The sequence below is a fragment of the Amycolatopsis japonica genome (assembly GCF_000732925.1).
Lineage (GTDB): Bacteria > Actinomycetota > Actinomycetes > Mycobacteriales > Pseudonocardiaceae > Amycolatopsis > Amycolatopsis japonica.
On record NZ_CP008953.1, the window covers coordinates 915888 to 939763 of the forward strand.

The window sequence follows — 23876 nt, forward strand, 5'->3', positions numbered from 1 at the left end:
TTCGCCTTCAAGCGTGCGCGGGATCGGCGACCCAGCTGGCGAGCAGGCGCAGCGCGCGTTCGCTGTCGGAGCCGGGCTCGGCGGTGTAGATCACCAGGGCCTGGTCGGGATCGTCGGGCAGGCGCAGCGTCTCGTAACGCAGCCGCAGCTCACCCACGATCGGGTTGATCATCACTTTCCACGCGTGCGCCTTCTCGCGCACGGTCTGCTTCGCCCACAGCTTCCGGAAGTCCTCGCTGCCGAGGGAGAGCTCACCGACCAGCTGGGCGAGATACGGGTCGTCCGGATACCGCCCGCTCTCGGAGCGCAGGTTCGCGACGATCTCCTTCGCCACGGTTTCCCACTCGGGATGCAGCTCGCGGGCGTACTCGTCGAGGAAGAACATCTTCGCGATGTTGCGCTCGCCCGCCGGCCGCGAAGCGAAATCGAAGGACAGAGCGGCGCCGAGCGGGTTCCAGGCCAGCACGTCGCCGTAGCGGCCGTAGACGAGCGCGGGGGATTGGAGGGCGTTCAGCATCGTCTGCAGTTCCGGCCGGAGCCGCTGTGCCCGCGGCCGCGCGATGCGTTTGCGTTTCGGGGTGGCCAGATTGCGCAGGTAGGTGTCTTCGTCGCGGTGCAGCCGCAGCGCGCGGCTCAGCGAATCGAGGACGGAATCGGACACGTTGCGCGCCCGGCCCTGCTCCAGGCGCGTGTAGTAGTCGACGCTGATCCCGGCCAGCTGCGCCAGCTCCTCGCGCCGCAGCCCCGCCACCCGCCGCTGGTTGAACCCCGTCGGCAGGCCGAGTTCCGCCGGGTCCAGCGCGGCCCTGCGTGCCTTGAGGAATTCGCCCAGTCCGGCCGTCTCGGTCATGTCTTCGAGTATCCCGGTCTCGTGGGGTGGGTGCCTGGCCCTGGCAGACCCAGGCTGGGCCCGACTTTTGGTCCAGTGCGATGGCGTTGATTTGGACCTTCGGTTTGGGCCAAAAAGCCGCCATCGTGAAAGCCATGGACAACGACAGAAGAGCCGTGACGATCGGCGTACTGGGGGTGCTGATCGTCGGCGCGTCCGTGCCGGTGACGGGAATGCTCGACGGCTATCCCGTCATCACCGGACAGGCGCTGCGCTACGCGCTGGCGGGAGTGCTCCTGCTGGCGTGGGCACGGCTGAGCGGACGCCCGTTGCCGTTGCCGGGCGCGCGCGACCTGCCATCGCTGATCGCCCTCGCGGCGACCGGGATGATCGGGTTCCAGGCGTGCCTGCTGTTCGCGCAGCGCTACGCCGAACCCGGCCTCGTCGCCGCCTTCCTCGGCGGCACACCGCTCGTGCTCGCGCTCGCCGGTCCGCTGGCGAAGGGGAAGCGACCGTCGTGGGCGCCGGTGACCGGGGCGGTACTCGCCGGGCTCGGGATCGCCGTGCTCTCCGGCGGCGGTGCGGCGCGCTGGCAAGGGCTGGTGCTCGCCGCGCTGGCCATGGTGTGCGAAGCACTCTTCACGCTGCTTGCCGTCGGCGTGCTCGAAAGGCTCGGGCCGTTGGCGACCGCGACCTGGGGGTGCTTCGCCGCGGGAGCCGGCGGCGCGGTCGTCGGGACGATCATCGACCCGTCCGGCGCCTGGGCGTGGCCGGACGGGCGTGAACTGATCGCGCTCGGCTACCTGACGGTCGTCGTCACCGCGATCGCGTTTCTTCTTTGGTACTCGGCGGTTTCCGTGCTCGGTGCGGACCGGGCCGGGGTGCTGGTCGGGTTGATGCCGGTCTCCGGGCTCGCCGTTTCGCTCCTGCTGGGAATGCAGGATTTCCGCTTCTCGCAGGTGATCGGGGTGGCGCTGGTGTCCTCAGGCGTCGTGATCGGCCTGCGCCGTCGCAAGCTCGACGAGCCTGGCGCACTTGACGTCGAAATGCTTCACGACGTCGCCGCCGATGACCGCGACCATGACCGCGCGCATCGGCCCGCCGAGGGTGATCTCCTGGACGAACTCCGTCCCGCCGTCGACGGCGGTCAGCCGCAGCACGAGATCCATGGCACCGAAGGGAATCGGCTGGCGAAGGGCGATCTCGCGGTCCTGGATCAGGGACGTGATCGTGAACGGCTCGGCGACGCGTGAGTGCACGCGGCCGCGAAAGCCGTTCGGGACGAGGAAACCGGTCGTCCCCGTCGCGGCCGGGCCGTGCAGTTCGGCGGCGCTGAGGTCGGGATCCCAATCGGGCCAACGGCCGAAGTCGGCCAGCGAGGGCCAGAGCGCCGACGGCGGACAGGGAAGGATTTCGCGCGAGATTCTCGTCCAGGTCATACCCGGACGATATATGGAACTGTCAGTCTCGTAAACTGCGGTCATGGCGAGAGGCAGGCCGAGGGAAGAAGGAATCGACGACGCGGTCCGCGAGGCCGTGCGGGCGTTGCTGATCGAAACCGGTTACCAGCGCTGCACGATCGACGCGGTCGCGGCGCGCGCGGGCGTCGGCAAGGCCGCGGTGTACCGGCGATGGCGGTCGAAGGCGGAGCTCGTGTTCGTCGCGGTGATCCATCCGGTCGAGCTCGAACCGCCGTCGGACACCGGCTCGCTGCGGGGCGACGTGGCGGCGGTCCTCGAAGTGATCCAGTCCTCTTTGGACGGTGTGGAACTACGGCAGGCGTTGCCGTCGTTGCTCGCCGACGTCCGGGCGGATCCGGTGCTGGAGGCCCGGTTCGGCGAGGTCTTCCTCGGCCGCGAACGCGGCTATCTGGTCCAGACGCTGGATCGGGCCGTCGCGAGAGGGGAACTCCCACGACGGCCCGATCCGGCTCTCGTGCACGCGATCCTGCTCGGTCCGGTGCTGACCTGGCTGCACCTGTTCACCGAGACACCGCCTTCGGGTGGGCTGGCGGCTTCGCTCGCCTCACCGCTTCACGCGGCTGTGGTCGCTCTCGGCGCTTAGCGTCCTCCGCGCGCCATACGGAGGACGTCGAGAGCCTCGTCCAGCTGCGCTTCGGTGAGCTTGCCGTTCGCGACGTGACCGCGTTCGATCACGACCTCGCGGATCGTCTTCAGCTCCTTGAGCGCCTGCTTCGCGATGGCGGCGGCCTCTTCGTAGCCGATGTACTTGTTCAGCGGCGTCACGATCGACGGCGAACCCTCGGCGTACTCGCGCGCGCGGTCGGTGTTCACGGTCACGCCCGCGAACACCTTGTCCGCCAGCAGCCGCGAGACCGCGGCGAGCAGCCGCGCCGATTCGAGCACGTTGCGCGCGATCACCGGCAGGTTGACGTTGAGCTGGAAGTTGCCCGCCGCGCCCGCGAACGCGACCGCCGCGTCGTTCCCGATCACCTGGGCGACCACCTGCAGCGTCGCCTCCGGGATCACCGGGTTCACCTTGCCCGGCATGATCGACGAACCCGGCTGCAGATCCGGCAGCGCCAGTTCGGCGAGCCCGGTGCGCGGGCCGGACCCCAGCCAACGGAGGTCGTTCGCGATCTTGTTCAGCGACACCGCGACCGTGCGCAGATGCCCGGACGTCTCGACGACGCTGTCCTGCGTCGCCTGCGCCTCGAAGTGGTCGCGCGCCTCGGTCAGCGGAAGGCCGGTCACCGATGCCAGCTCCTGCGAGACCGCCGAGCCGAAGCCCTCGGGCGCGTTCAGCCCGGAGCCGACCGCGGTCCCGCCGATCGGCAGTTCGCCGAGCCGTGGCAGGCCCGACTTCAGCCGTTCGACCCCGAACCGGACCTGCGACGCCCAGGCGCCCGCTTCCTGGCCGAAGGTGATCGGCACGGCGTCCATCAGGTGCGTGCGGCCGGACTTCACGATGTCCGCCCATTCCGTTGCCCGCGTCTCGATGGCGGCCGCGAGGTACTCCAGAGCGGGGATCACATCGGAGAGCACTGCTTCCGTCGCGGCGACGTGGATCGTCGTCGGGAAGGTGTCGTTCGACGACTGCGAAGCGTTGACGTGGTCGTTCGGGTGCACGTCGCGGCCCAACGCCTTCGACGCGAGCGTCGCGATGACCTCGTTGGCGTTCATGTTCGACGAGGTCCCGGAACCGGTCTGGAACACGTCGATCGGGAAGTGCGCGTCGTGCTCGCCCTCGGCGACCTCGTCCGCGGCCTTCGCGATGGCCTCGGCGACCTCGGCGTCCAGCACGCCGAGCCGCGCGTTGACCCGCGCCGCGGCGGCCTTCAGCAGGCCGAGCGCGCGGATCTGGGCGCGCTCCAGGCCACGGCCGGAGATCGGGAAGTTCTCGACGGCGCGCTGCGTCTGCGCGCGGTAGAGGGCGTCGACGGGGACGCGCACCTCGCCCATGGTGTCGTGTTCGATCCGGTATTCCTGTTCAGCCATACCCCAAGTCTCGCGCAGCGTCTCCCGGCGCGCTCCGTGTCTTTCGGCACGCGAGGGCTAGGATCGAATTGTGTTCTCGATCACGCCGCCCACCACCGGCCGGGAGAGTGCCGAATGAGCGAGTCCGCTGGGGAAACGTCGTACGACCTCGTCATCATCGGGGCGGGTCCGACAGGTCTTTTCGCCGCCTACTACGCGGGATTCCGCGGCCTTTCGATGGCCGTCGTGGATTCACTGCCGGAAGCGGGCGGTCAGGTCACCGCGATGTACCCCGAAAAGATGATCTACGACGTCGGCGGGTTCGCCGAGGTCCGCGGCCGCGATCTGGTCCGGGGCCTGCTCGACCAGGCGGCGCCGTTCAAACCCGTGTATCTGCTCGGACGCAAGGCAGAAAAACTCGAAAGCGTCGAAGGCGGCGTCACCATCACCCTCGACGGCGGGCAGGTCCTGCGCGCCGGCGCGGTGCTGATCACCGCCGGGATCGGCGAGTTCACGCCGAGGCCGCTGCCCGCGGGCGACGGCTGGCTCGGCCGCGGCATGGTCCATTTCGTGCCGTCGTTGAAGGCGCACGAAGGGCAGCACGTGGTCGTCGTCGGCGGCGGGGACTCGGCGTTCGACTGGGTGCTCGCGCTGCATCCTGTCGCCGCGAGTGTCACTCTCGTGCACCGCCGCGCGAAGTTCCGCGCGGCCGAGTCGATCGTGCGGCAGGCGCGCGAACTCGGCGTGCGGATCGTCACCGACGCCGAAGTCACCAGGTTCCTCGATCGCGACGGCACGCTGGCCGAGGTCGAGATCCGGCTCAAGGGCGCCGAGCCCGAGGTGCTGCGCGCGGACACGGTGGTCGCCGCGCTCGGTTTCACCGCGGATCTCGGGCCGATCGAAAGCTGGGGACTCCAGATCGACCACCGCGCGATCGCCGTCGACTCGACCATGGCGACCTCGCGGGAGCGGGTCTACGCGGCGGGCGACGTCGCGGCGTATCCGGGGAAGGTGAAGCTGATCGCGACCGGGTTCGGGGAAGCGGCGACGGCGGTGAACAACATCGCGGTCGCTTTGAATCCGGAGGCGCATCTGTTCCCCGGTCACTCCAGCAACGCCGAGTAGCGCGTGCAATGAAAGGACCTTTCCTTGCGAAATTTGCAAGGAAAGGTCCTTTCATTGCACGTCAAGCGGGCGGAGCGGGCGTAGGCGGCGTGATCTTCTCCGCGATCCACTGCGCGTACGCCACCACCGAAGTCGCGATCGACGGCGAGGTCGCGCACACCGGATCCGCGTTGCCCGGGCGGCTGATCGTGCCCAGCAGCACCCACTTCTCGTCGACCTTGGCGATCTCCGGTCCACCGGAATCGCCGTAGCACGAACCCGTGTTCCCGCCGGGGTTGTCGGTGCACAGTTCGACGGCGCCGTCGAACTTGGCGGTGCATCGCGTGCCTTCGACGATCTTCGTGTCCAGTTGCTGCAGCTTCGCCGGACCCTTGCCGCAGCCCGAAGTCGGGCACGTCTGGCCCCAGCCGAGCAGCCGTGTCGCCGTCCCGGGCGCCACGACGGCCCCGATCGCGATCGGCGCCGTCTTCACCGGGGCGGCCAGCCGCACCAGCGCGAGATCGCCGCCCGCGTGCTCGGGTTCGGGGTTGTAGGACGGATTCACCACGATCTCGGCGAGTTTCGCGATCTCGCCGCCTTGGGTGTTGTCGTTGCTGCCGATCCGCGCGCCCAGATTCGCCGCGTTCTTGCCCTCGACGCAGTGTCCCGCGGTCACGAGCCAGTCCGCCGCGATCAGCGTCCCGGCGCAGAAAGCCTTGCCGGAGGCCGAATGCAGCGAAACGATGAACGGGTAGGGCTCGTCGGCCTCTCTGCCGCCGACGAGGTCGCCCGCGCCCGTGGCCTGCCCGACCGGCGTGAGGACCATCGCCGCGAGCAGGACCACGAGCACGCGCTTGAGCACGGTTTCTCCTTAGGGGAGCGGGGGAACGACGTCGTCTTCCAGAGTGTCGTCGAGGTGGCCGTCGAAGTTGACGGACGAGTACGAGCGGAGCTTGGTCAGCCGGTGGTAGCCGTCGATCATCCGGACCGTGCCGGACTTCGACCGCATCACGATCGACTGGGTCGTGGCGCCGCCCGCGCGGTAGTGCACGCCGCGCAGCAGGTCGCCGTCGGTGACGCCGGTGGCGCAGAAGAACACGTTGTCGCCGCGGACGAGGTCGTCGTTGCCGAGCACGCGGTCGAGGTCGTGGCCCGCGGCCAGCGCCTTCTCGCGCTCCGCGTCGTCCTTCGGCCACAGCCGGCCCTGCAGTTCGCCGCCGAGGCACTTCATCGCGCAGGCCGCGATGATGCCTTCGGGGGTGCCGCCGATGCCGAGCAGCATGTCGACACCGGTGCTCGGCCGGGCCGCGGCGATCGCGCCCGCGACGTCGCCGTCGGAGATGAACCGGATCCGGGCGCCCGCCTCACGGACCTCCTTGATCAGCTGCTCGTGGCGCGGCCGGTCGAGGATGCACACGGTGACGTCGGAGACGCTGGAGTTCTTGGCCTTCGCGACCCGGCGGATGTTCTCCGCGATCGGGGCGGCCAGGTCGACCTTGCCCGCGGCGTCCGGGCCGACGGCGAGCTTCTCCATGTAGAACACCGCGGACGGGTCGAACATCGCGCCGCGTTCGGCGACCGCGAGCACGGCCAGCGCGTTCGGCATGCCCTTGGCCATCAGGGTCGTCCCGTCGACCGGGTCGACCGCGACGTCGCAGTCCGGCCCGTCGCCGTTGCCGACCTCTTCCCCGTTGAACAGCATCGGGGCTTCGTCCTTCTCACCCTCGCCGATGACGACGACACCGCGCATCGACACGGTCGAGACCAGCTGGCGCATCGCGTCCACGGCGGCACCGTCCCCGCCGATCTTGTCCCCGCGGCCCACCCAGCGGCCCGCGGCCATCGCGGCGGCTTCGGTCACGCGGACCAGTTCCATCGCGAGGTTGCGATCGGGGGCTTCAGGACGTCGCGAAGAGCTGGCGGACGAGGTGGGGGTGGGCATGCGGCCTCCCGGGTCAGGAACTCGGCGGGGTCCCAGTCTCTCAGATACCCACGGTGGTTCGGTGGCGCAGGAGCATGGTGAACGTCACTGACCGTCGCCGGCCTCGTCCTCGACGGACGACAGCGCGGCCTCGATCCGCTCGCGCGCGCCCTCGAGGTGGTGCTCGCAGACCTTCGCCAGCTGCTCGCCCTTCTCCCACAGGGCGAGCGACTGTTCCAGGGACAGCCCGCCCGCTTCGAGTTCGCGGACGACCTCGACCAGCTTGTCGCGGGCCTGCTCGTAGCCGAGTTCGGCGGTCTCGCTCACGCTGTGCTTCCTTCTACCGGACGTCGGTGCTTGCCGATACCCGCGCACACTACCGCGCCGGCCATGGCGTTGTCGTAACCCACGAAGGCGAGAGCGAACTCCTGGCCGTCACCCTCCGCGATCGCGGCGACGAGGTTCTCCTGCGCCCGCGCGACCCGTTTGCGGTGCACGGAACCGTCCGCGAACCACCATCGGGTGCCGACGTGCTCGGCCGTCGCTTCGGAGAGTTTGCGCAGCTGGGCGTCGAGACCCCGTTTGATGGCGAAGTCGCATCCGGCCAGCAGTACGGTCCAGCACTCGGCGGCCGCGCGGTCGGTCAGCAGCGCGTTGCGCAGGACCTCGGGGGCGTCGGCCCGTCTCGCGGCGTCGATGGTCAAAGGCAGGAAACTAGCCGTCAACGCCCCTCCTCCGGCTCTCCTGAGACGACGGCGCCGAGCGCGCCGTCGACCACGCGGACGCGCAGTTTCGCGCCGTCCACGACCTCGGAGACGGACCGGAGTACCTGGAGGTTGCCTTCGGAATCGGTGTACTGCACCACGGCGTAGCCGCGTTCGAGGGTCGCCGCCGGGCCGAGCGCGGTCAGCCGCGCGCGGGCGCTGGCGATCTCGGCCTGGTCCTTCGCGAGCAGCGTGAGCATCGCGCGGCGACCGCGTTCGCGGTGGATCTCCACGTCGTCGGAGCGCCGCTGGATCGGGCCGAGCGGATCGGCGAGCACGGGGCGGCTGCGCATCTGGTTCAGCAGCCTGACCTGGGTGTCCACCCAGCCGTGCAGGGCGCGGCGGCCGCGATCGCGCATCTGGTGGACGCGCTGGGTCTCCTCGCGCACGTCGGGCACGATCCGCTTGCTGGCGTCGGTCGGCGTCGAGCAGCGGAGGTCGGCGACGTGGTCGAGCAGGGGGGTGTCCGGCTCGTGCCCGATGGCGCTGACCACCGGGGTCCCGGCCGCGGACACGGCGCGGCACAGCGCTTCGTCGGAGAACGGCAACAGGTCTTCCACGCTGCCGCCGCCGCGCGCGATCACGATGACGTCGACGTCCGGGTCACGGTCCAATTTGGACAGTGCCTGGAGGATCTGCGGGACGGCGAGCGAACCCTGGACGGCGGTGTTGATCACCTTGAACGCGACATGCGGCCAGCGGGCCTGCGCGTTCACCAGCACGTCGCGTTCGGCGGCGGAGGCGCGTCCGGTGATCAGGCCGATTCCCTTGGGCAGGAACGGGATCTTGCGTTTGCGCTCCGGCGCGAACAGGCCCTCGGCGGCCAGCAGCCGTCGCAGCCGCTCGATCCGCGCGAGTAGCTCGCCGATGCCGACGGCGCGGATCTCGTTGGCGCGCAGGCTCAGTGAACCGCGGTTCATGAAGAACGTCGGTTTCGCGTGCACCACGACGCTCGCGCCCTCGCGCAGCGGCGGTTCGATCGTGCGCAGCAGACCCATCGGGCAGGTCACCGACATCGAGACGTCGGCGGACGGGTCGCGCAGGGTCAGGAACGCGGTGTTGGTGCCCTGGCGGGCCGAGATCTGCGTGACCTGGCCCTCGACCCAGACCGCGCCGAGGCGGTTGATCCACTCGCCGACCTTGCGGGCGACCGTGCGGACCGGCCACGGGTTTTCGGCGGTGGTGGACGGACCGGCCGCTGAGGTGGGTTCGGCGCTCACTGGCCTTCCGCGCCGTCGCCGTCGGCCTTCTTCACGTTCCCGATGCGCCGCGCGAGCATGCCGACGAACGACGCCCTGTCGGCGTTCGCCTTCTCGTAGGTCAGCAGCTCTTCCAGCTGAGCGAGGTCGAACCGGCGCAGACGGGCGCGCAGCTGCGGCAAGGTGAGCGTGTCGTAGTCGTCGAGCCCGGCCGGACCGGAGGTCACGGGCGCGCTCGCGCTGTCGAACTCGCCGTCGGGGTGCTCCTCGGCGAGCGCGCGCTCCTCCTCGGCCCACGGGTCTTCGGTGAGCGCTTCGAGGTCGTGGAGGTGGCCGTTGGTCTCGGCACGCGGCTCGGGAACCTCGGCGTCCTCCCTCAGCGGGATGACGCACGAGTCGCGTTCGTACCGGCGTTCACCCAGGTCCGGCGGGAGGTCTTCGTCGAAGGTCGCCCAGCTGGGCGTGTCCTCGACCGGGCGAAGGCCCGACAGCGCGTCGTCGCCCTTGATGGCGAGCTCGGTGACGTGCTGCTGGACGCGCATGGAGAACTGGAGCACCTGGCTGACCACCGTGACGGGGAGCCCGGTGAGCTGCTTGGGAAGTTCGCGAACCCGCTCGGCGGTGGTGACGGCGAGGCCCGCGGCGACCCGGAGGGGGAGCGGGAGAGGCTTCATGCGTCTAGCCTGCCGTATTCGGCCCATCCTGCCCAACCGAACGGGTGTGTCGGCTCACAGGACGTGACTCCCCGCACATACTTTGGAGGGGTTCGCTGGTCACCTGAACGTGAGTGCGAGGAGCCCCCGGGGCAGCCCGTACCCTGGGGGCATGAGTTCTGCGAGTCCCGGAATCACGCCCGCCGGCAGTCCGACGATCACCGAGTCCGGTGTGCCGGCAGGTGGCAAACGTGTCCTGCTCGCCAAGCCTCGCGGCTACTGCGCGGGTGTCGACCGCGCGGTCATCGCCGTCGAAAAGGCACTCGAGCTCTACGGCGCACCCGTGTACGTGCGCAAGGAGATCGTGCACAACCGGCACGTCGTGGAGACCCTGCGCGAACGCGGGGTGATCTTCGTCGACGAGACCTCCGAGGTGCCCGAGGGCGAACTGGTGGTGTTCTCCGCGCACGGCGTCTCGCCCGCGGTGCACGCCGAGGCGGCCGAGCGCAACCTGCGGACCATCGACGCGACCTGCCCGCTCGTGACCAAGGTGCACAAGGAAGTCAACCGGTTCGCGAAGGACGACTACGACATCCTGCTGATCGGCCACGAAGGCCACGAAGAGGTCGAAGGCACCGCCGGCGAGGCCCCCGACAAGGTGCAGCTCGTCGACACCGCCGAGGACGTCGACAAGGTCCAGGTCCGCGACCCGTCGAAGGTCATCTGGCTGTCGCAGACCACCCTTTCGGTGGACGAGACCATGGAGCGCGTGGATCAGCTGCGGGACAAGTTCCCCGGCTTGGCCGACCCGCCCAGCGACGACATCTGCTACGCCACCACGAACCGCCAGGTCGCGGTCAAGGCCATGGCCGCCGAGTGTGACCTGGTGCTGGTGGTCGGCTCGACGAACTCTTCCAACTCGAAGCGGCTGGTCGAGGTCGCGCTGAAGGCGGGGGCGCGCGCGTCGCACCTGGTCGACTTCGCGCACGAGGTCGATGAAGCCTGGCTCGAAGGCGTCGAGACCGTCGGTGTCACCAGCGGCGCTTCCGTGCCGGACGTGCTGGTGATGGACCTGCTGGCGTGGCTGGCCGAGCGTGGCTGGGACAGCGTCGACGAGGTCACCACCGCGAACGAGAAGATCGCGTTCGCGCTTCCGCACGAGCTGCGCAAGGCCGCGAAGGCCTGACGTTCCCTACGAGAAAGGGCCGTCCGAGGAAGTCCTCGGACGGCCCTTTCTGCTGGTCAGCGGCTCAAGTGGTAGCAAAGGTCCCTTGCTTCACCGCTCGTCGTCCCACGGCCGGCGGCGGGGCGGCTGCCCTCCACGGCGCGGGTCGTCCGCACGCGGCGGGCGTCGGCGCGGGGCACCGGGGGCGCTTTCGCCACGGGGATCGCGGCGACGAGGTTCGCCGTCTTCCGGGCGCGGCCGCCGGGGCTGCCGTCCCGGCGGCGGTGGTTTGCGGGCGCCGGGTTCGGCGTCGCGGCGGGGGCGGCGCTCGTCGTCGACCGGACGGCGACGGGGCGGGGCACCGTCTCGCGGCGCGGCGTCCCGGGGAGCACCGCGGCGGGAAGGCGGGGGCGGGGTCTGACCGGTCCGGGACGCCGGACGGCCACGGCCCGGCGCGGCGGCCGCGGCGGGACGGGCGGCGGGCTTGGCCTCGTCGCGACGTTCCGGTTTGGTGCCCGGCTTGACCTTCACCGGTGCCTCGGGATCGCGTTCGCGGTAGATCCGGAAGATGCCGATCGCCAAGGTGACGCCGGTGGTGATGGCCATCGTCGGGAAGCCGTTGATCAGCGGCGTGCCGACGTCGAAGGCTCTCGAAAGAAGGTCCGTGCCCTTGCTGCCGTCCGAGGTCAGGAGGATCACTCCCGGGACGGTCACGGCGAGGACCAGGGGCGGCTGCACCATCGGGCCGAACAGCCCGCGGCGCTGGACGGCCACCACCGCGGCCACCGCGCCGAGCGCGTAGCAGGCCTTGAACAGCAGCCCCAGGTCCTTCTGCATCATCATGTCGACGAAGGCGCCAAGGATGGCGAGCCCGAAGCCCACCAGGACGGCCGCCCACCAGGGCAGCCCGCGCCTGGCGCCGACGAGCGGACGCTCGTCCCAGGCAACGGGGACGTCGTCGGCATCAGGATCGCTCTGGCGATCGCGAATCGCGGTCACAGGCTCCACCGTATATCCAAGCTGCGGGCATACCGCCAACAGGCGGTGTGTCTATCGCCTGGTAGTGGTCATTCCGGACCACCCGGACGGACCGTCCGGGCACTTACCGGAAGTACTACGAGTAAGCGGGCGGCAAGGTTGTCCACCGGGGTGAAACGGAGCTTGCGATTCCGGAAACCGCTGGTGAGGCGGGTGCGGTCGGTGCGCCGAGCGCTGCGGTACATGAAGGCCCCCTTCATGTACCTAGGCGCAGGGAAGGGGGCCTTCATGTACTTGGGGAAGGTGTGAAGGTCGAGTTCCTCGGCTGAGCCGAGGGAAGGGGCCCTTCACTCGCAGCCGCTGTGACTGCTGGTCTTCATGGGGCCTGTGTGGCGCCATGCAAGAGCGGGTCGAGCGTTGTCGGTGAAGGATTTGGGACGTTCACTGTCCCAAATCCTTCATCAACGAATCCAAACGTGGAGGAGCCAGGACGTTCAACGTCCCGAGCCCCTCAGGAGCCCCTCACGGACCGGACCTGGACCGACCTCCACTCCGCCACTCACGACGCGGGGAGTTCGTCCGCTTTCCTGATCAGCGGCACCGGCGCCGGGCTGCCCGCGGCGTCCGTCAGCGGCGAGACCGTGCTCCGGAAGCTCTCGAGCGCCTCCAGCTCCCGACGCCGCGCCGAGATGAAACGCTGCAGGTGGGTGCTCGACAGGTTCAGCGCGTCGACCGCGTTGCCGGCTGCCCGGTGCGCGGCCGCGGCGCCCGCTCGTACCTGCTCGACGTCCTCGACCAGTGCCCGTTCGGTGGCGGCGAACAGCGCGGCGGAGGCCAGCACGGCGAATCCCGTCGGCCCGCACAGGAAGACCCGCCGGTCCAGCATCCAGCGCAGCAGTTCCGGGTCGGTGTCCAGTGCGGCCACGACGGCCGCGTCGGACGGGACGAACATGATCGTCCCGTAGATCGCGTCGGCCCAGCGCTGGTAGCCCTTGCCCGCGAGCTCGGCCGCCCGTGACCGCAGCTGCCGGACGTGGACGCGCAGCGCGTCCAGCCGTTCTTCGGGGTCGTCGGTCTCGACGGCCTCGGCCCAGCAGGCCATGCTCGCCTTCGCGTCGACGGGGACCGTCCGGCCGCCGCCGACCCGCAGCACCATGTCCGGTTTCGCGGCGCCGCCGCCCGCCAGATCCGTCTGCAAGGTGAAGTGCAGCTCCTCGCGGAGCCCGAGCGCGCGTGCGGTCTCCAGGAGCACTTGCTCGCCCAACTCGCCCCGGCCGCTGATCGAGGCGAACGCGACCTCGTACCGGCGCAGCGCGAGCTGCTGCTGATCCGCCTTCGCTCGCTCGGCCGCGACCTGTTTCGCCGCCGCGTCCGCCCGCCGCATGCCGTCGTTGTACAGCCGCCACAGCAGCGCGACGGCCGCGAGCAGCAGCAACGCGAGCACGACGGCCGCGGTGGTGATCACCGTCGCCACCGGTACCTCCCCTCCGGATCCGAGTCGGAGGACATCATGGCGGAACCCACCGACAAAACCGGAGCGGCGCGGTCGCGCTCCGTATCTGACCTGCGTCGTCCCCGGCGTGTCGGAAAGCGCGGTGCCGCCAAGGGCGCGCCTCCGCTGCTCGGCCGGTGCGCGGCCCTACCTTGGGCTGCGTGAAGCTCCTGCACACCTCCGACTGGCATATCGGCCGCACCTTCCACGGCGCCGATCTGCTCGCCGAACAGGAAGCCGTGCTGGGTCATCTCGCCGATCTCGTGGTCGCCGAGTCGGTCGACGTCGTGCTCGTGTCCGGCGACATCTACGACCGTGCGGTGCCTTCGGCGGAGGCCGTCCGCGTGGCCACCACGGCGCTGGGCCGGATCCGGCAGGCCGGGGCGAAACTGGTGATGACCCCGGGCAATCACGACTCCGCGCCGCGGCTGGGCGCGTTCGCCGAATTCGCCGCGGCGGGCGGGCTGCATCTGCGCGCCACGATCGACGGGCTCGCCGAGCCGGTGCTGCTGCCCGACGAACACGGCGAGGTCGCCCTCTACGGCATCCCGTATCTGGAACCGGAGCCCGCGCGGCACGCCCTCGGTGTCCCCGAGGCCCGCGGCCACACCGGCGTTCTCACCGAAGCGATGCGGCGGATCCGGGAGGATCTCGCCGGGCGGCCGTCCGGGACGCGGTCGGTGGTGCTCGCGCACGCCTTCGTCACCGGCGGCGAGCCGACCGAATCCGAGCGGACCATCGCGGTCGGCGGCGTCGAGCAGGTGCCGGGTTCGGTGTTCGACGGCGTCGATTACGTCGCACTCGGCCACCTGCACGGCCCGCAGACCCTCGCCGAGCACCTGCGCTATTCCGGCAGCCCGCTGGCGTACTCGTTTTCCGAGACACGCCAACGGAAATCGGTCTGGCTGGTGGAACTCGGCGCCGACGGGCTGGCCGAGGTCCGGCGCCACGAACTGCCGGTGCCGAGGCATCTCGCGATGCTGCGCGGCGAGCTGGCGGAGCTGCTTTCGGATCCGGAGCACGACGGCCTCACCGAACATTTCCTCTCTTTCACGGTCACGGATCGGGTCCGCCCGATCGACGCGATGCGCAAACTGCGTGAGCGGTTCCCGTACGCGGTGCACATGGACTGGCAGCCGGAGGGCGGGCACGACGGGGCCGCGCTGAAGTACGCCGAAGCCGTCCGCGGGCGGTCCGACGTCGAGATCACCCGCAGTTTCCTGGAGGACTGCCGTGGCTCCGCGCCGTCGGAGAGCGAGGAGCGGCTGGTGCTGGCGGCGCTGGGCGCGGCGGGCAGGGAGCGCGAAGTATGAGACTGCACCGGTTGGAGGTCGCGGCTTTCGGTCCGTACGCGGGCCGCGAGGTGGTGGACTTCGACGCGCTCGGCGCGGACGGGCTGTTCCTGCTGCACGGTGACACCGGCGCGGGGAAGACGACGCTGCTCGACGCGATCGCGTTCGCCTTGTTCGGCACCGTTCCCGGCGCTCGCGGCGAGGTCAAACGGCTGCGCTGCGACCTCGCCGAGCCGGATCAGGTCACCGAGGTCGTCCTCGAACTGACCGTGCAGGGCCAGCGGATGCGGATCGCGCGCAACCCCGAGTACCAGCGGCCCAAGCGCCGGGGCGAGGGGATGACCGTCCAGCAGGCGAAGGCGGTGCTCAGCTGGGTCGGCACGGTGCCCGCCGGCCACGTCGCCGAGGGCATCACGCGGATCGACGAGGTCGCGCGCACGGTCGAACGCCTCATCGGCATGACGCACGAGCAGTTCTTCCAGGTGGTCCTGCTGCCGCAGGGCGAATTCGCGCGGTTCCTGCGCGCGAACACCGCCGAGCGCGAGGAGCTGCTGGAGCGCCTGTTCGGCACCGAGCGCTTCTCCGACGTCGAGGACTGGTTCGCGAACCTGCGTGCCGAACGCGGCCGCGAGTTGCAGGCCCGGCAGCAGTCGCTGCGGGAATGGGGCGCCCGGTTCGCGCAGGTCGCGGGGCAGGAAGCGCCCGAAGAGGGGCAGGCCGAGTGGGTCGGCGAAGTGCTGGCCGAATCGGCGCGCCGCGTCGGCGAGGCCCAGGAACGTGACACGAAGGCCCGGGCGGCGGCCAAGAAGGCAGAGGCCGTTTGGCAGGAGAACCGGTCGACCGCCGAACGGATCCGCCGCGTGCGCACCGCGTACACGCGGTTGTCGGTGATCGCCGAGCAGGCTGACCAGCGGGCGGAGTGGGCGGAAGAGGTCGAGGCGGCCCATCGCGCGGCCGGGGTGGTCGCCGAGGCCGATCTCCTCGAACGCAGGCTGGACCAGCTCGCGGAGGCCGAAGCCGCCGAGGCTCTCCGTGCCCAGGAGGTTCCTGACGCGGCGGACAGTTCCGCAGCGGAGCTGCGCGCTCGGGCGGGCGGTTTACGGGAAGAGGCGGGCGCGCTCGCCGAACTCGTGGCGGAAAGCGAGCAGCAGCAACGGGATCTGGCTCGGCGCGAGCAGCTGACCGCGGTCGCGGACAAGGCGGAGAAGCAGGCCGAGGAGTTCGCCGCCGAACTGGGTGCCGCGCCGGAGAAGGTCACGGCTTTGCGTGCCGAACTGGCCGCTGCCGCCGAAGCCGAAGCGAAGCTCGACGGCGCTCGCGCTCGTGTCGACGAGCTGACCGCGCTAGCCCGCGACGCCGACGAGGTGCCGAAGACACGGCAGGTCGTCGAGCGGGCGCGGGTGGCGGTCAGCGAGGCCGTGGACGGCCATCAGCAGGCCCGGCAGCACCGGCTGGACCTGCGGGAGCGGCGGCTCGAAGGGATGGCGGCCGAACTCGCCGCCGGTCTCCACGCCGGAGAGGACTGCCCGGTCTGCGGGGCGACGGACCACCCGTCGCCCGCGACGCATACCGGTGGCCTGGTCGATCCCGAGGACGAACGGCACGCCGAAACCGCGGAACAGCAGGCGCATATGCGGCGCGAGAAGGCGAAAGCCGCGTTGCAGGAGGCCGAAAACCGCCTGACCGTCCTGATCGGGCGGTTGGGTGCGCACACCGCGGAGACCTTGCGGGCCGAGCTCGGCGAGGCGCGCGCTCTGGTCGCCGCGCTGTCGGAAGCCGCTCGCCGACGGCCTGCGCTCGAGACACAGGTCGTTGCCCTGGAACGGAAGATCGAGCAGCTGACCGAACAGCGCGGCGCGGCCGAGCGTCGTGCGGTCGAGATCGCGACCGAGGTACGCGGTCTGACGGAGCGGCTGACCGAACGCGAGCGGCGGTTGGAGAGCGCACGCGGCGAGTTCGCCGACGTCGCAGCCCGGCGACGGCATCTGCTCGGCTTCGCGACCCGCCTCGACGCGCTCGCCGAAGCGCGGCTAAGTGTCGCGGGTGCCTGTGAGCGGCGTGACGAGCAAGCGAAACTGGTCAAGGAAGCGTTGCGGGCCAAGGGATTCGCCGATCTCGACGAGATGCGCGCCGCCGCGCGGCCGGACGAGCAGATCACGAAACTGGAGGCCAGCCTCGCCGACGCGAAGGTGATGGAGCGGGCCGCCCGCGAGGAACTCGCGCAACCCGACCTGTTCGGCATCTCGCCGGAGGACGAGATCGACGTCGGTGCTTCGGCGGACGCGGCGCAGGACACACGAGGCGAGGCCGAACAGGCGCTCGTGGCACTGCGCGCGGCCACCTCGCGGCACGCCGACCTGACGAAACTGGCCGAGCGGATGACGTCCTTGATGGCGGATCTGGCGCCGGTCGAAGAGCGGTACCTGGAACTGAAGGCACTGGCCGAGGTGGTCAACGGGCGCGGCCAGAACGCGCGGAAGATGTCGTTGCGCTCGTATGTACTGGCCGCGCGGCTGGAGGAGGTCGCGGTCGCGGCGACCGCGCGTCTGCGGACGATGAGCCAGGGCCGCTACTCCTTCGTGCACTCCGACGCGGCCGGGGCACGGGGCACCCGCGGCGGCCTCGGACTCGACGTGCTCGACGACTACTCCGGCACCATCCGGCCCGCGAAGACGCTGTCAGGCGGCGAGTCCTTCCTCGCGTCGCTCTCGCTGGCCCTGGGGCTCGCCGACGTCGTCGCCGCCGAAACCGGCGGAGCGCTGCTGGACACGCTGTTCATCGACGAGGGCTTCGGCACGCTGGACGCCGAGACGCTCGACATCGTCATGAACATCCTCGACGAGCTTCGCGCCGGCGGGCGAGTGGTCGGGTTGGTGTCGCACGTGGAGGAACTGCGGCAGCGGATCCCGACGCGGCTACGCGTCCGGAAGGCGCGTACGGGCTCTTCGGTGGAGATCCACGCCGCCTGACCCCCGCCCTCCCGCGCGCTATGAAAGGCTCTTTCCTTGCAAAATTTGCAAGGAAAGGACCTTTCATGGCATCGGGACGCGAGCTCAGGCGGCTTCGTGGGTCAGTAGCCACTGCTTCGCCGGAACACCCCACCGGAAGTTCCCCACGCCGCCGCCGGTCCGCACCACCCGGTGGTACGGCACGAACAACGCCGCCGCGTTCTTCGCGCACGCCGACGCGGCCGCCCGCACCGCCGCCGGATTCCCCGCCAGCGCCGCGTATTCCGCGTAGCTCACCGGCTCTCCGGCGGGCACTTTCCGCAGGATTTCCCAAGCGTGCTCCCGGAAAGCGCCGGACCGTTGCCGCACCTCGATATCGGCGACGGCGTCCAGGTCACCGTCGTGGTACCGGCGGATCGCGGTGCTCACCGGCCCCAGATCCCGTCGCTGTTTCACCTCGCCGGGGGCGAGCGACGGCGAGATCAGCGGTGTCAGTTCGGCGACGTCGCCGGTCCAGCCCGAGGCGAGCACGGCCCCGTCACCCGCCACGACGGCGGTGAACGGGCCGATCTTCGTGTCCATTGTGGACCAATACGCGATGCTCATCGTTTTCCTTTCAAGCGCGCAGTAGGTACATGCCGGCGTACGAGGACCAGGGCTGCCAGGCCCGTCCGCGTTCGGCCAGCGTCTTTTCGTCGTCGGGGATGCCCAGCGCCGCCGCTCCACGGCGCAGCGCCGGGTCACCGGTCAGCAGGACGTCCGGCGCGCCGAGCACGCGCATCAGGACGTAGTCCGCGATCTGCGGCCCGATTCCCGGGAGCTCCAGCAGCTCCGCCCGCAACTCGGCTGGATCGCGGCCGACGTGGACCGACACCTCGTCCGCCAGCGCGCGGGCCACCGCGGCCACCCGTTCCGGGCCGTGTTCGGCGACCTGGGCTGCCGTCGGGAACACCGTGGTCAGCCCTTCGAGTGACTCGTCGCAGCTGGGCACGCGTTCGCCGAGGCTCTCGGCGAGCGCGGCCGTCTCGGCGGGGGAGAGCATCGCGCGCAGCACGAGCTCGTCGCCGTCGACTGCGCCGGGCACCCGGATGCCGGGGATCGCCTCGACCAGGGGCGCGAGAGCCGGGTCGGCGCCGAGCACCCGCGCGACCGCCTCGGGATCGGCGTCGAGGTCGAGCAGCCGCCGCACCCTGGCCACCGCGCTGCTCAGGTCGCGCAGGTCGGTGAGCCGCAGGTCGCAGCGGACGTGGTCGTCCTTCGCCGTCAGCCACACCACGCCCGTGCCGTGCGCGAGCCGCAGCGTGCGGCCGTATCCGGTCACCCCGGAATCGTCGCGCGTCACGTGCTCGACGCCGGGGACGGCCCGACCGGCCAGGAAGTCCAGCACCCCGGCCGCGTCGAACGGCTTCCGGAACGGCAGCCGCAGGCTCAGCCGGGTGCCGGTCGGCAGCTCCTCGGCCTTACGACGGCGCAGGCTCGCCGCCCGAAGCTGCGAAGGCGTCGTCGCGAAGACCTCTCGGATCGTCTCGTTGAACTGGCGGACGCTGGAGAACCCGGCCGCGAACGCGACGTCGGTCAGCGGGAGCCCGGACATCTCGATCAGCAGCCGCGCCGAATGCGCCCGATGCGCCCTGGCCAGCGCCAGCGGACCGGCGCCGAGTTCCGCGGTGAGGACGCGTCCGAGCTGGCGTTCCGAATAGCCGAGCCGCCGCGCGAGCCCCGGGACGCCGTCGCGTTCGACGGTGCCGTCCGAGATGAGCCGCATCGCCCGTGCGGCGAGGTCGGCCCGGATGTCCCAGTCGGGCGAGCCGGGGACCGCGTCGGGCAGGCAGCGGCGGCAGGCGCGGAAGCCGTGCGACTGCGCGGCCGCCGACGTCGGGTAGAAGCGGACGTTCTGCTGCTTCGGCGTCGACGCGGGGCAGGACGGACGGCAGTAGATCCCGGTGGTGGCGACGGCCATGATGAACTGGCCGTCGAACCGGGAATCACGGGCGGCGACGGCGCGGTAACACCGTTCGGTGTCGCGCCACACGGCCCGTTCGGCCAGGGTCTGCTCGGTCATGACCTCGATCGTGCCACCAGGTCGGAGGCGCGGCTGGCGGAAATCCGACACGGCGATCAAGGCCTCGGCGGATGGGGCGGCGGGCGGCACGTAGACTTCTGGCCCGTGAGTCTCACCCTCGGCATCGTCGGCCTGCCCAACGTCGGCAAGTCCACCCTGTTCAACGCGCTGACCCGCAACGACGTGCTCGCGGCGAACTACCCGTTCGCGACGATCGAGCCCAACGTCGGCGTCGTCCCGCTGCCGGACCCGCGGCTGGACCAGCTCGCCGAGGTCTTCGGCTCCGAGCGGACCGTGCCCGCCGTCGTGTCCTTTGTGGACATCGCGGGCATCGTGAAGGGTGCCTCCGAGGGGGCAGGCCTCGGCAACAAGTTCCTCGCGAACATCCGCGAGGCCAACGCGATCTGCCAGGTCGTCCGCGTTTTCGACGATCCGGACGTGATCCACGTCGACGACCGGATCGACCCGGTGAGCGACATCGAGACGATCAACACCGAGCTGATCCTCGCCGACCTGCAGACGCTCGACAAGGCGCTGCACCGGCTCGAGAAGGAGGCGCGGACCAAGAAGGAAGCCAAGCCCGCCCTCGACAACGCGGTCAAGGCCAAGGAGATCCTCGACGGTGGCCGGACCCTGTTCCAGGCGCAGAAAGAGGTCGACTTCGAGGCGCTGCGCGAGCTGAGCCTGCTCACCACGAAGCCGTTCCTCTACGTCTTCAACGCCGACGAAGGCATCCTCACCGACGAGTCCCGTCGCGAAGAGCTGGCCAAGATGGTCGCCCCCGCGGACGCGGTCTTCCTCGACGCGAAGGTCGAATTCGAGCTGCTCGAACTGGACGACGAGGAGTCCGTGCGCGAGCTGCTGGAGTCCGTCGGTCAGCAGGAGCCGGGTCTCTACTCGCTCGCGCGTGCAGGGTTCCACACCCTGGGCCTGCAGACGTACCTGACCGCCGGCCCCAAGGAGTCGCGCGCCTGGACGATCCCGCAGGGCGCGACCGCCCCGCAGGCCGCGGGCGTCATCCACACCGACTTCGAGCGCGGCTTCATCAAGGCCGAGGTCGTCTCGTTCGACGACCTGATCGAGAACGGCTCGATGGCCGCGGCCCGGTCCGCCGGCAAGGTGCGCATGGAGGGCAAGGACTACGTCATGGCGGACGGCGACGTGGTGGAGTTCCGCTTCAACGTCTGAGGCGGCACGTCAGTTCTCAAGCGATCGGATTACCTCTTCGAGTCGAGTGCTGAGGTGCTCTCGCGGTCGGTCGAGATCGACGACAGACCGGCTGCCACCGAGCATGTGATTCCGCTTCAATGTCTGGCCTGTCCTCCAGCGCAACATGTGGCGTGAGGTCGCTGCATAGAGTGACTGTTCGGTGTTCGGTATTGACCGAACGCCGAACCGAGTGGAGCATATGCTCGTGGACCCCCTTCAGCGAGCGCGGAATGCTCTGGACGCCCTGACGGATGCGATCGGCTCGCTAGGCCTCACCGTGCGCTTGGAAGATGTCGACGTGCACGGTCGGGATCTCGTCGTCGTACTTCCTGACGGTCGGGAAGTCGGACTTCGGGTCAAGACGGTCGCCTTGATCACGGCCGATAGCTTGCCCGGTCTGCTCCGCGGTTGGTCGATGAAAGAGGCGGAGGGGAGCAAGGTCGTCGTGGCGGACAGGATCACGGCGGACGCGCGAACCATCCTCAACCAGGCCGGCTTGGGCTGGTTGGACTTGCGTGGCCACCTGAGGCTGACCGGTCCCGGGCTGTTCGTGGACTCGGACGTTCCCACTCTGGAAAAGCCGGACGGGGACCGGCACGGGATCATCGGCCGGGTCGGCATCGAGCTCGCCGTACTGCTGCTCCTCGACCCCGCTCGGCGGATCGGGGTCCGTGCGGCCGCTGCCGAGTTGTCTCGTGCGCCGAGCTCGATTTCAGAAGCTTTCGCAGCATTGCGCGGCGCGGAACTCGTGGATGGCGGCAACAAGCCGGCCGTACCCGCCCTTTTCTGGGAGCTCGCTGAACACTGGAAGCCGGTCGGCCGCGACGTGGCGAGCATCCCGATGCCGGGGGGACGGGACAACGCTGCGCTCCGGCTGGGCATGGACGACATCGAATCGACCGTTGGCTGGGCCCTGGCCGACACGGTCGCGGCCGCGGTCTACGGCGCACCTGTGTCGATCCGTGCCGATCATCCGCCCGACTTCTACGTCCCCGATCAGGCCACCCTGCGCCGATCTGTACAACTGCTGGGGGCGGCGGCGACGGCCGTCACGCGCGCAGGCCGTGTCCGTGTCGCCCCGGTGTCGTTGGTGTGCGCTCGCCGCATAGACGCCACAGGGTGGGCGGCGGAAGAGCGGCCTTTGGCGAATCCTCTGTTCGTCGCGCTGGACCTGGCGCAGGATCCTGGGCGGGGCAAGGAAATCCTCGACGGCTGGACCCCCAGGAGGGTCGGGACCCGTGTCTGGTGACCCGGCGGCCGTGGTTCTCGCGGGAAGGTCGATGACCCAGATCGTCAGTGCGATACCGGTTGTCGCCGAGCAGACGGGACGTGCGGTAGTGCTTGTGGGCGGTCTTGCCGTCATGTGCCGCCTGACGACGCCGTACCGGGTGACAACCGACCTCGACACGGTTGATCGCCGGGCCGTGAACGAGGACTCTCAGCTGCAACTCCTCGTGGCGGCCGGCGCGAAGCCGAGCGGGCCGGCCGGTGCCTTGGTCCGTACCCCGTGGGGCGAGGTGCAGGTCGACGTCCTTGAGGTCACCGACGCGGACATCGATGATCTTCCGGACGACCCGACCGACCGCCTTCACGTCCAATCTCATGCGTGGGCGGCGTCCACTGCATCTGCGCTCTTGCTCAGCGCGGAGGGGATCCCGCCTCTCACAGTGCGAGTTGCCGAGCCGGGTCCCATTATCGCGATGAAGCTGCAGTCGATAATGAACCGCGGCGCCGCCAAAGAAGGAACGGATCTCCTGGACGTCGTACGCATCACGCTTGATCGTACTTGCGGTCCAGTGTCGCGAGATCAGCTTGAGTCTGCTGAAGCGCAGTTACGCGCCGACGCACTCCTTCATGCTCGACAATGGTTCGATCGTTTTGAAGCTCAATCGTTGCGAAAGATCCGAGCCCTGCCTGAGGGGCGAGATGTGGAGATCGACGACTTGAGATTGGTCAGTGACCTATTCGCCGGGGCGCTCGACCGTCGATGAGCCCGCTTTGGTCAGTGCTTAGCCTGTCGACGTTATTCCAGTGGTTAATCTGGTGGAGTTCCGCTTCAACGTCTGATTCTCCAAGGAGTCAAGGGCATGAGTGCCGATCGCGACGTCTCGTTCATCGATCGCTGGGGCGTCCAGATCGAAGACGACATCTCCGTCGAGGCCTTCGGCGCCCTGCTCGACGCGCTCAATGACGACGACGATGCCGAGCACGTCGTCGTCGACATCAACGACAGCGACGACTGGTTCGTCGAGTTCACCCGCCGCTCCGTCTGTTTCCAGCAGGCGGAACGCGGCGGGGAAGTCGTCGGCACCCTCGACTACGCCGACCGCGACGAGGCGCTCGCGATCGCCAAGGAGTTCATCGACGGCGACTTCGAGGCTCTTCGCGCACGCTCCTGGAAGTCCGACGGGTGAATCACACGCCGTAGCGGTCCTGAAACATCCTCGCGGGCGCCTCGCCGTGCCTCGCCGTGTAGGCCGCCACGATCTCGTCCGTCACGTCCTCACCGGCCTGAAGCCGGACGAGGTACGGAACCGCCCAGTGCAGCTCCGCGGCGTCGAAGTCTTTCTCCCACAGTGGGTTGAGCCCGGTCCGCGACTCGTCGAGCACAGCGGAGAGCGGGACCTGCCCGCCCGCGTTCACCGGATGCGGGCCCACTGAGATCGAGAAGCGGGAAGCGGCGCCCGCCGGGTGCACGGCCATTTCCATGGGGTGCGGGTGGTGGCCGGGCGCCGTGCGCGCGATCACGAGGAACCGCAACGGCCGCCGTTTCGTCTTCTTCATGCGGCCATTCGAGCACGCCGCCACGGACCGAGGATGAAC

The 23876-nt window shown here is 69.8% G+C and carries 23 protein-coding genes and 1 pseudogene; 10 read left to right on the forward strand and 14 right to left on the reverse strand.

Translation table 11 applies throughout. The features are described from left to right. Positions 1–7: 7 nt before the first annotated feature. Positions 8–850: a helix-turn-helix domain-containing protein gene (locus tag AJAP_RS04620; protein ID WP_038508438.1), complete on the reverse strand. Its 843-nt coding sequence runs from the start codon at positions 848–850 to the stop codon at positions 8–10. Between the two features lie 134 nt (positions 851–984). Here AJAP_RS04620 and AJAP_RS04625 point away from each other — a divergent pair. Beyond that, a pseudogene (locus AJAP_RS04625) lies at positions 985–1815 on the forward strand (DMT family transporter); the annotation flags it as partial. Here AJAP_RS04625 and AJAP_RS45300 read toward each other — a convergent pair. Beyond that, positions 1813–2313, reverse strand: coding sequence for an SRPBCC family protein (locus tag AJAP_RS45300; RefSeq protein ID WP_407639395.1), 501 nt, complete (start codon positions 2311–2313; stop codon positions 1813–1815). The pseudogene AJAP_RS04625 and the gene AJAP_RS45300 sit on opposite strands and share 3 nt — an antisense overlap. On the opposite strand from AJAP_RS45300, the gene AJAP_RS04630 reads away from it, so the two are divergent. Continuing rightward, positions 2312–2893, forward strand: coding sequence for a TetR/AcrR family transcriptional regulator (locus AJAP_RS04630; protein ID WP_038508441.1), 582 nt, complete (start codon positions 2312–2314; stop codon positions 2891–2893). The two genes, AJAP_RS45300 and AJAP_RS04630, sit on opposite strands and share 2 nt — an antisense overlap. On the opposite strand, the gene AJAP_RS04635 is transcribed toward AJAP_RS04630, so the two are convergent. Beyond that, entirely contained in the window at positions 2890–4287 is a 1398-nt protein-coding gene (locus tag AJAP_RS04635; RefSeq protein ID WP_038508444.1) for a class II fumarate hydratase, read from the reverse strand. The genes AJAP_RS04630 and AJAP_RS04635 overlap by 4 nt on opposite strands. Before the next feature lie 114 nt (positions 4288–4401). On the opposite strand from AJAP_RS04635, the gene AJAP_RS04640 reads away from it, so the two are divergent. Continuing rightward, a complete protein-coding gene (locus AJAP_RS04640; RefSeq protein ID WP_038508447.1) occupies positions 4402–5391 on the forward strand; it encodes an NAD(P)/FAD-dependent oxidoreductase in 990 nt (329 codons plus the stop codon). Positions 5392–5452: 61 nt separating this feature from the next. Here the strand turns inward: AJAP_RS04640 and AJAP_RS04645 are convergent, their stop codons facing one another. The 6 genes from AJAP_RS04645 to AJAP_RS04670 form a co-directional block, all read right to left on the reverse strand. Next, the gene (locus AJAP_RS04645; protein ID WP_038508449.1) at positions 5453–6232 is read right to left on the reverse strand and encodes a S1 family peptidase; all 780 of its coding nucleotides are present in this window, start codon (positions 6230–6232) and stop codon (positions 5453–5455) included. Between the two features lie 9 nt (positions 6233–6241). Then, positions 6242–7312, reverse strand: a complete 1071-nt coding sequence (gene glpX / locus AJAP_RS04650; protein WP_037340889.1) for a class II fructose-bisphosphatase — start codon at positions 7310–7312, stop codon at positions 6242–6244. 84 nt (positions 7313–7396) lie between these two features. Then, positions 7397–7618: an exodeoxyribonuclease VII small subunit gene (locus tag AJAP_RS04655; RefSeq protein WP_037340891.1), complete on the reverse strand. Its 222-nt coding sequence runs from the start codon at positions 7616–7618 to the stop codon at positions 7397–7399. Then, positions 7615–8016: a hypothetical protein gene (locus AJAP_RS04660; RefSeq protein ID WP_038508451.1), complete on the reverse strand. Its 402-nt coding sequence runs from the start codon at positions 8014–8016 to the stop codon at positions 7615–7617. Before AJAP_RS04660 ends, AJAP_RS04655 begins: the two co-directional genes overlap by 4 nt. Beyond that, complete coding sequence (gene xseA / locus AJAP_RS04665) at positions 8013–9275, reverse strand: exodeoxyribonuclease VII large subunit (protein ID WP_038508452.1); 1263 nt, start codon at positions 9273–9275, stop codon at positions 8013–8015. The genes AJAP_RS04660 and xseA overlap by 4 nt, the downstream gene beginning before the upstream one ends. Then, a complete protein-coding gene (locus AJAP_RS04670) occupies positions 9272–9928 on the reverse strand; it encodes a lipid droplet-associated protein (RefSeq protein WP_038508455.1) in 657 nt (218 codons plus the stop codon). Before AJAP_RS04670 ends, xseA begins: the two co-directional genes overlap by 4 nt. Positions 9929–10079: 151 nt before the next feature. Here AJAP_RS04670 and AJAP_RS04675 point away from each other — a divergent pair, with 151 nt between their 5' ends. Continuing rightward, positions 10080–11093, forward strand: coding sequence for a 4-hydroxy-3-methylbut-2-enyl diphosphate reductase (locus AJAP_RS04675; RefSeq protein WP_037340897.1), 1014 nt, complete (start codon positions 10080–10082; stop codon positions 11091–11093). A gap of 90 nt (positions 11094–11183) precedes the next feature. Here the strand turns inward: AJAP_RS04675 and AJAP_RS04680 are convergent, their stop codons facing one another. Together AJAP_RS04680 and rmuC are read right to left on the reverse strand one after the other, a co-directional pair. Next, complete coding sequence (locus AJAP_RS04680) at positions 11184–12071, reverse strand: DUF6542 domain-containing protein (protein WP_016337156.1); 888 nt, start codon at positions 12069–12071, stop codon at positions 11184–11186. Positions 12072–12609: 538 nt separating this feature from the next. Continuing rightward, positions 12610–13524 carry a DNA recombination protein RmuC gene (gene rmuC, locus AJAP_RS04685; RefSeq protein WP_016337155.1) on the reverse strand — a complete coding sequence of 305 codons (915 nt, stop codon included), beginning with the start codon at positions 13522–13524 and terminating at the stop codon, positions 12610–12612. Positions 13525–13703: 179 nt separating this feature from the next. Here rmuC and AJAP_RS04690 point away from each other — a divergent pair, with 179 nt between their 5' ends. Together AJAP_RS04690 and AJAP_RS04695 are read left to right on the forward strand one after the other, a co-directional pair. After that, positions 13704–14855, forward strand: a complete 1152-nt coding sequence (locus AJAP_RS04690) for an exonuclease SbcCD subunit D (RefSeq protein ID WP_038508460.1) — start codon at positions 13704–13706, stop codon at positions 14853–14855. Further along, on the forward strand, positions 14852–17803 hold the full coding sequence (locus AJAP_RS04695; RefSeq protein WP_038508463.1) for an AAA family ATPase: 2952 nt from the start codon (positions 14852–14854) through the stop codon (positions 17801–17803). Before AJAP_RS04690 ends, AJAP_RS04695 begins: the two co-directional genes overlap by 4 nt. 84 nt (positions 17804–17887) lie before the next feature. Here AJAP_RS04695 and AJAP_RS04700 read toward each other — a convergent pair whose 3' ends face one another. Together AJAP_RS04700 and AJAP_RS04705 are read right to left on the reverse strand one after the other, a co-directional pair. Beyond that, positions 17888–18388 carry a methylated-DNA--[protein]-cysteine S-methyltransferase gene (locus tag AJAP_RS04700; protein ID WP_038508466.1) on the reverse strand — a complete coding sequence of 167 codons (501 nt, stop codon included), beginning with the start codon at positions 18386–18388 and terminating at the stop codon, positions 17888–17890. Positions 18389–18398: 10 nt separating this feature from the next. Beyond that, positions 18399–19844 (reverse strand): DNA-3-methyladenine glycosylase 2 family protein, encoded by a 1446-nt coding sequence (locus tag AJAP_RS04705; protein WP_038522385.1) that lies wholly within the window; start codon positions 19842–19844, stop codon positions 18399–18401. 105 nt (positions 19845–19949) lie between these two features. Between AJAP_RS04705 and ychF the strand changes: the two genes are divergently transcribed. The 4 genes from ychF to AJAP_RS04725 all read left to right on the forward strand — a co-directional run bounded on the left by ychF (position 19950) and on the right by AJAP_RS04725 (position 23467). Further along, the gene (gene ychF, locus AJAP_RS04710) at positions 19950–21032 is read left to right on the forward strand and encodes a redox-regulated ATPase YchF (RefSeq protein ID WP_038508468.1); all 1083 of its coding nucleotides are present in this window, start codon (positions 19950–19952) and stop codon (positions 21030–21032) included. A 226-nt stretch (positions 21033–21258) separates the two neighbouring features. Next, positions 21259–22302 (forward strand): transcriptional regulator, encoded by a 1044-nt coding sequence (locus AJAP_RS44030; RefSeq protein WP_158509783.1) that lies wholly within the window; start codon positions 21259–21261, stop codon positions 22300–22302. Between the two features lie 31 nt (positions 22303–22333). After that, a complete protein-coding gene (locus AJAP_RS04720; RefSeq protein WP_063777839.1) occupies positions 22334–23044 on the forward strand; it encodes a hypothetical protein in 711 nt (236 codons plus the stop codon). A gap of 96 nt (positions 23045–23140) precedes the next feature. Further along, complete coding sequence (locus tag AJAP_RS04725; protein WP_038508474.1) at positions 23141–23467, forward strand: hypothetical protein; 327 nt, start codon at positions 23141–23143, stop codon at positions 23465–23467. 1 nt (position 23468) lies between these two features. On the opposite strand, the gene AJAP_RS04730 is transcribed toward AJAP_RS04725, so the two are convergent. Then, a complete protein-coding gene (locus AJAP_RS04730; RefSeq protein WP_038508477.1) occupies positions 23469–23837 on the reverse strand; it encodes a hypothetical protein in 369 nt (122 codons plus the stop codon). Positions 23838–23876: the final 39 nt, after the last annotated feature.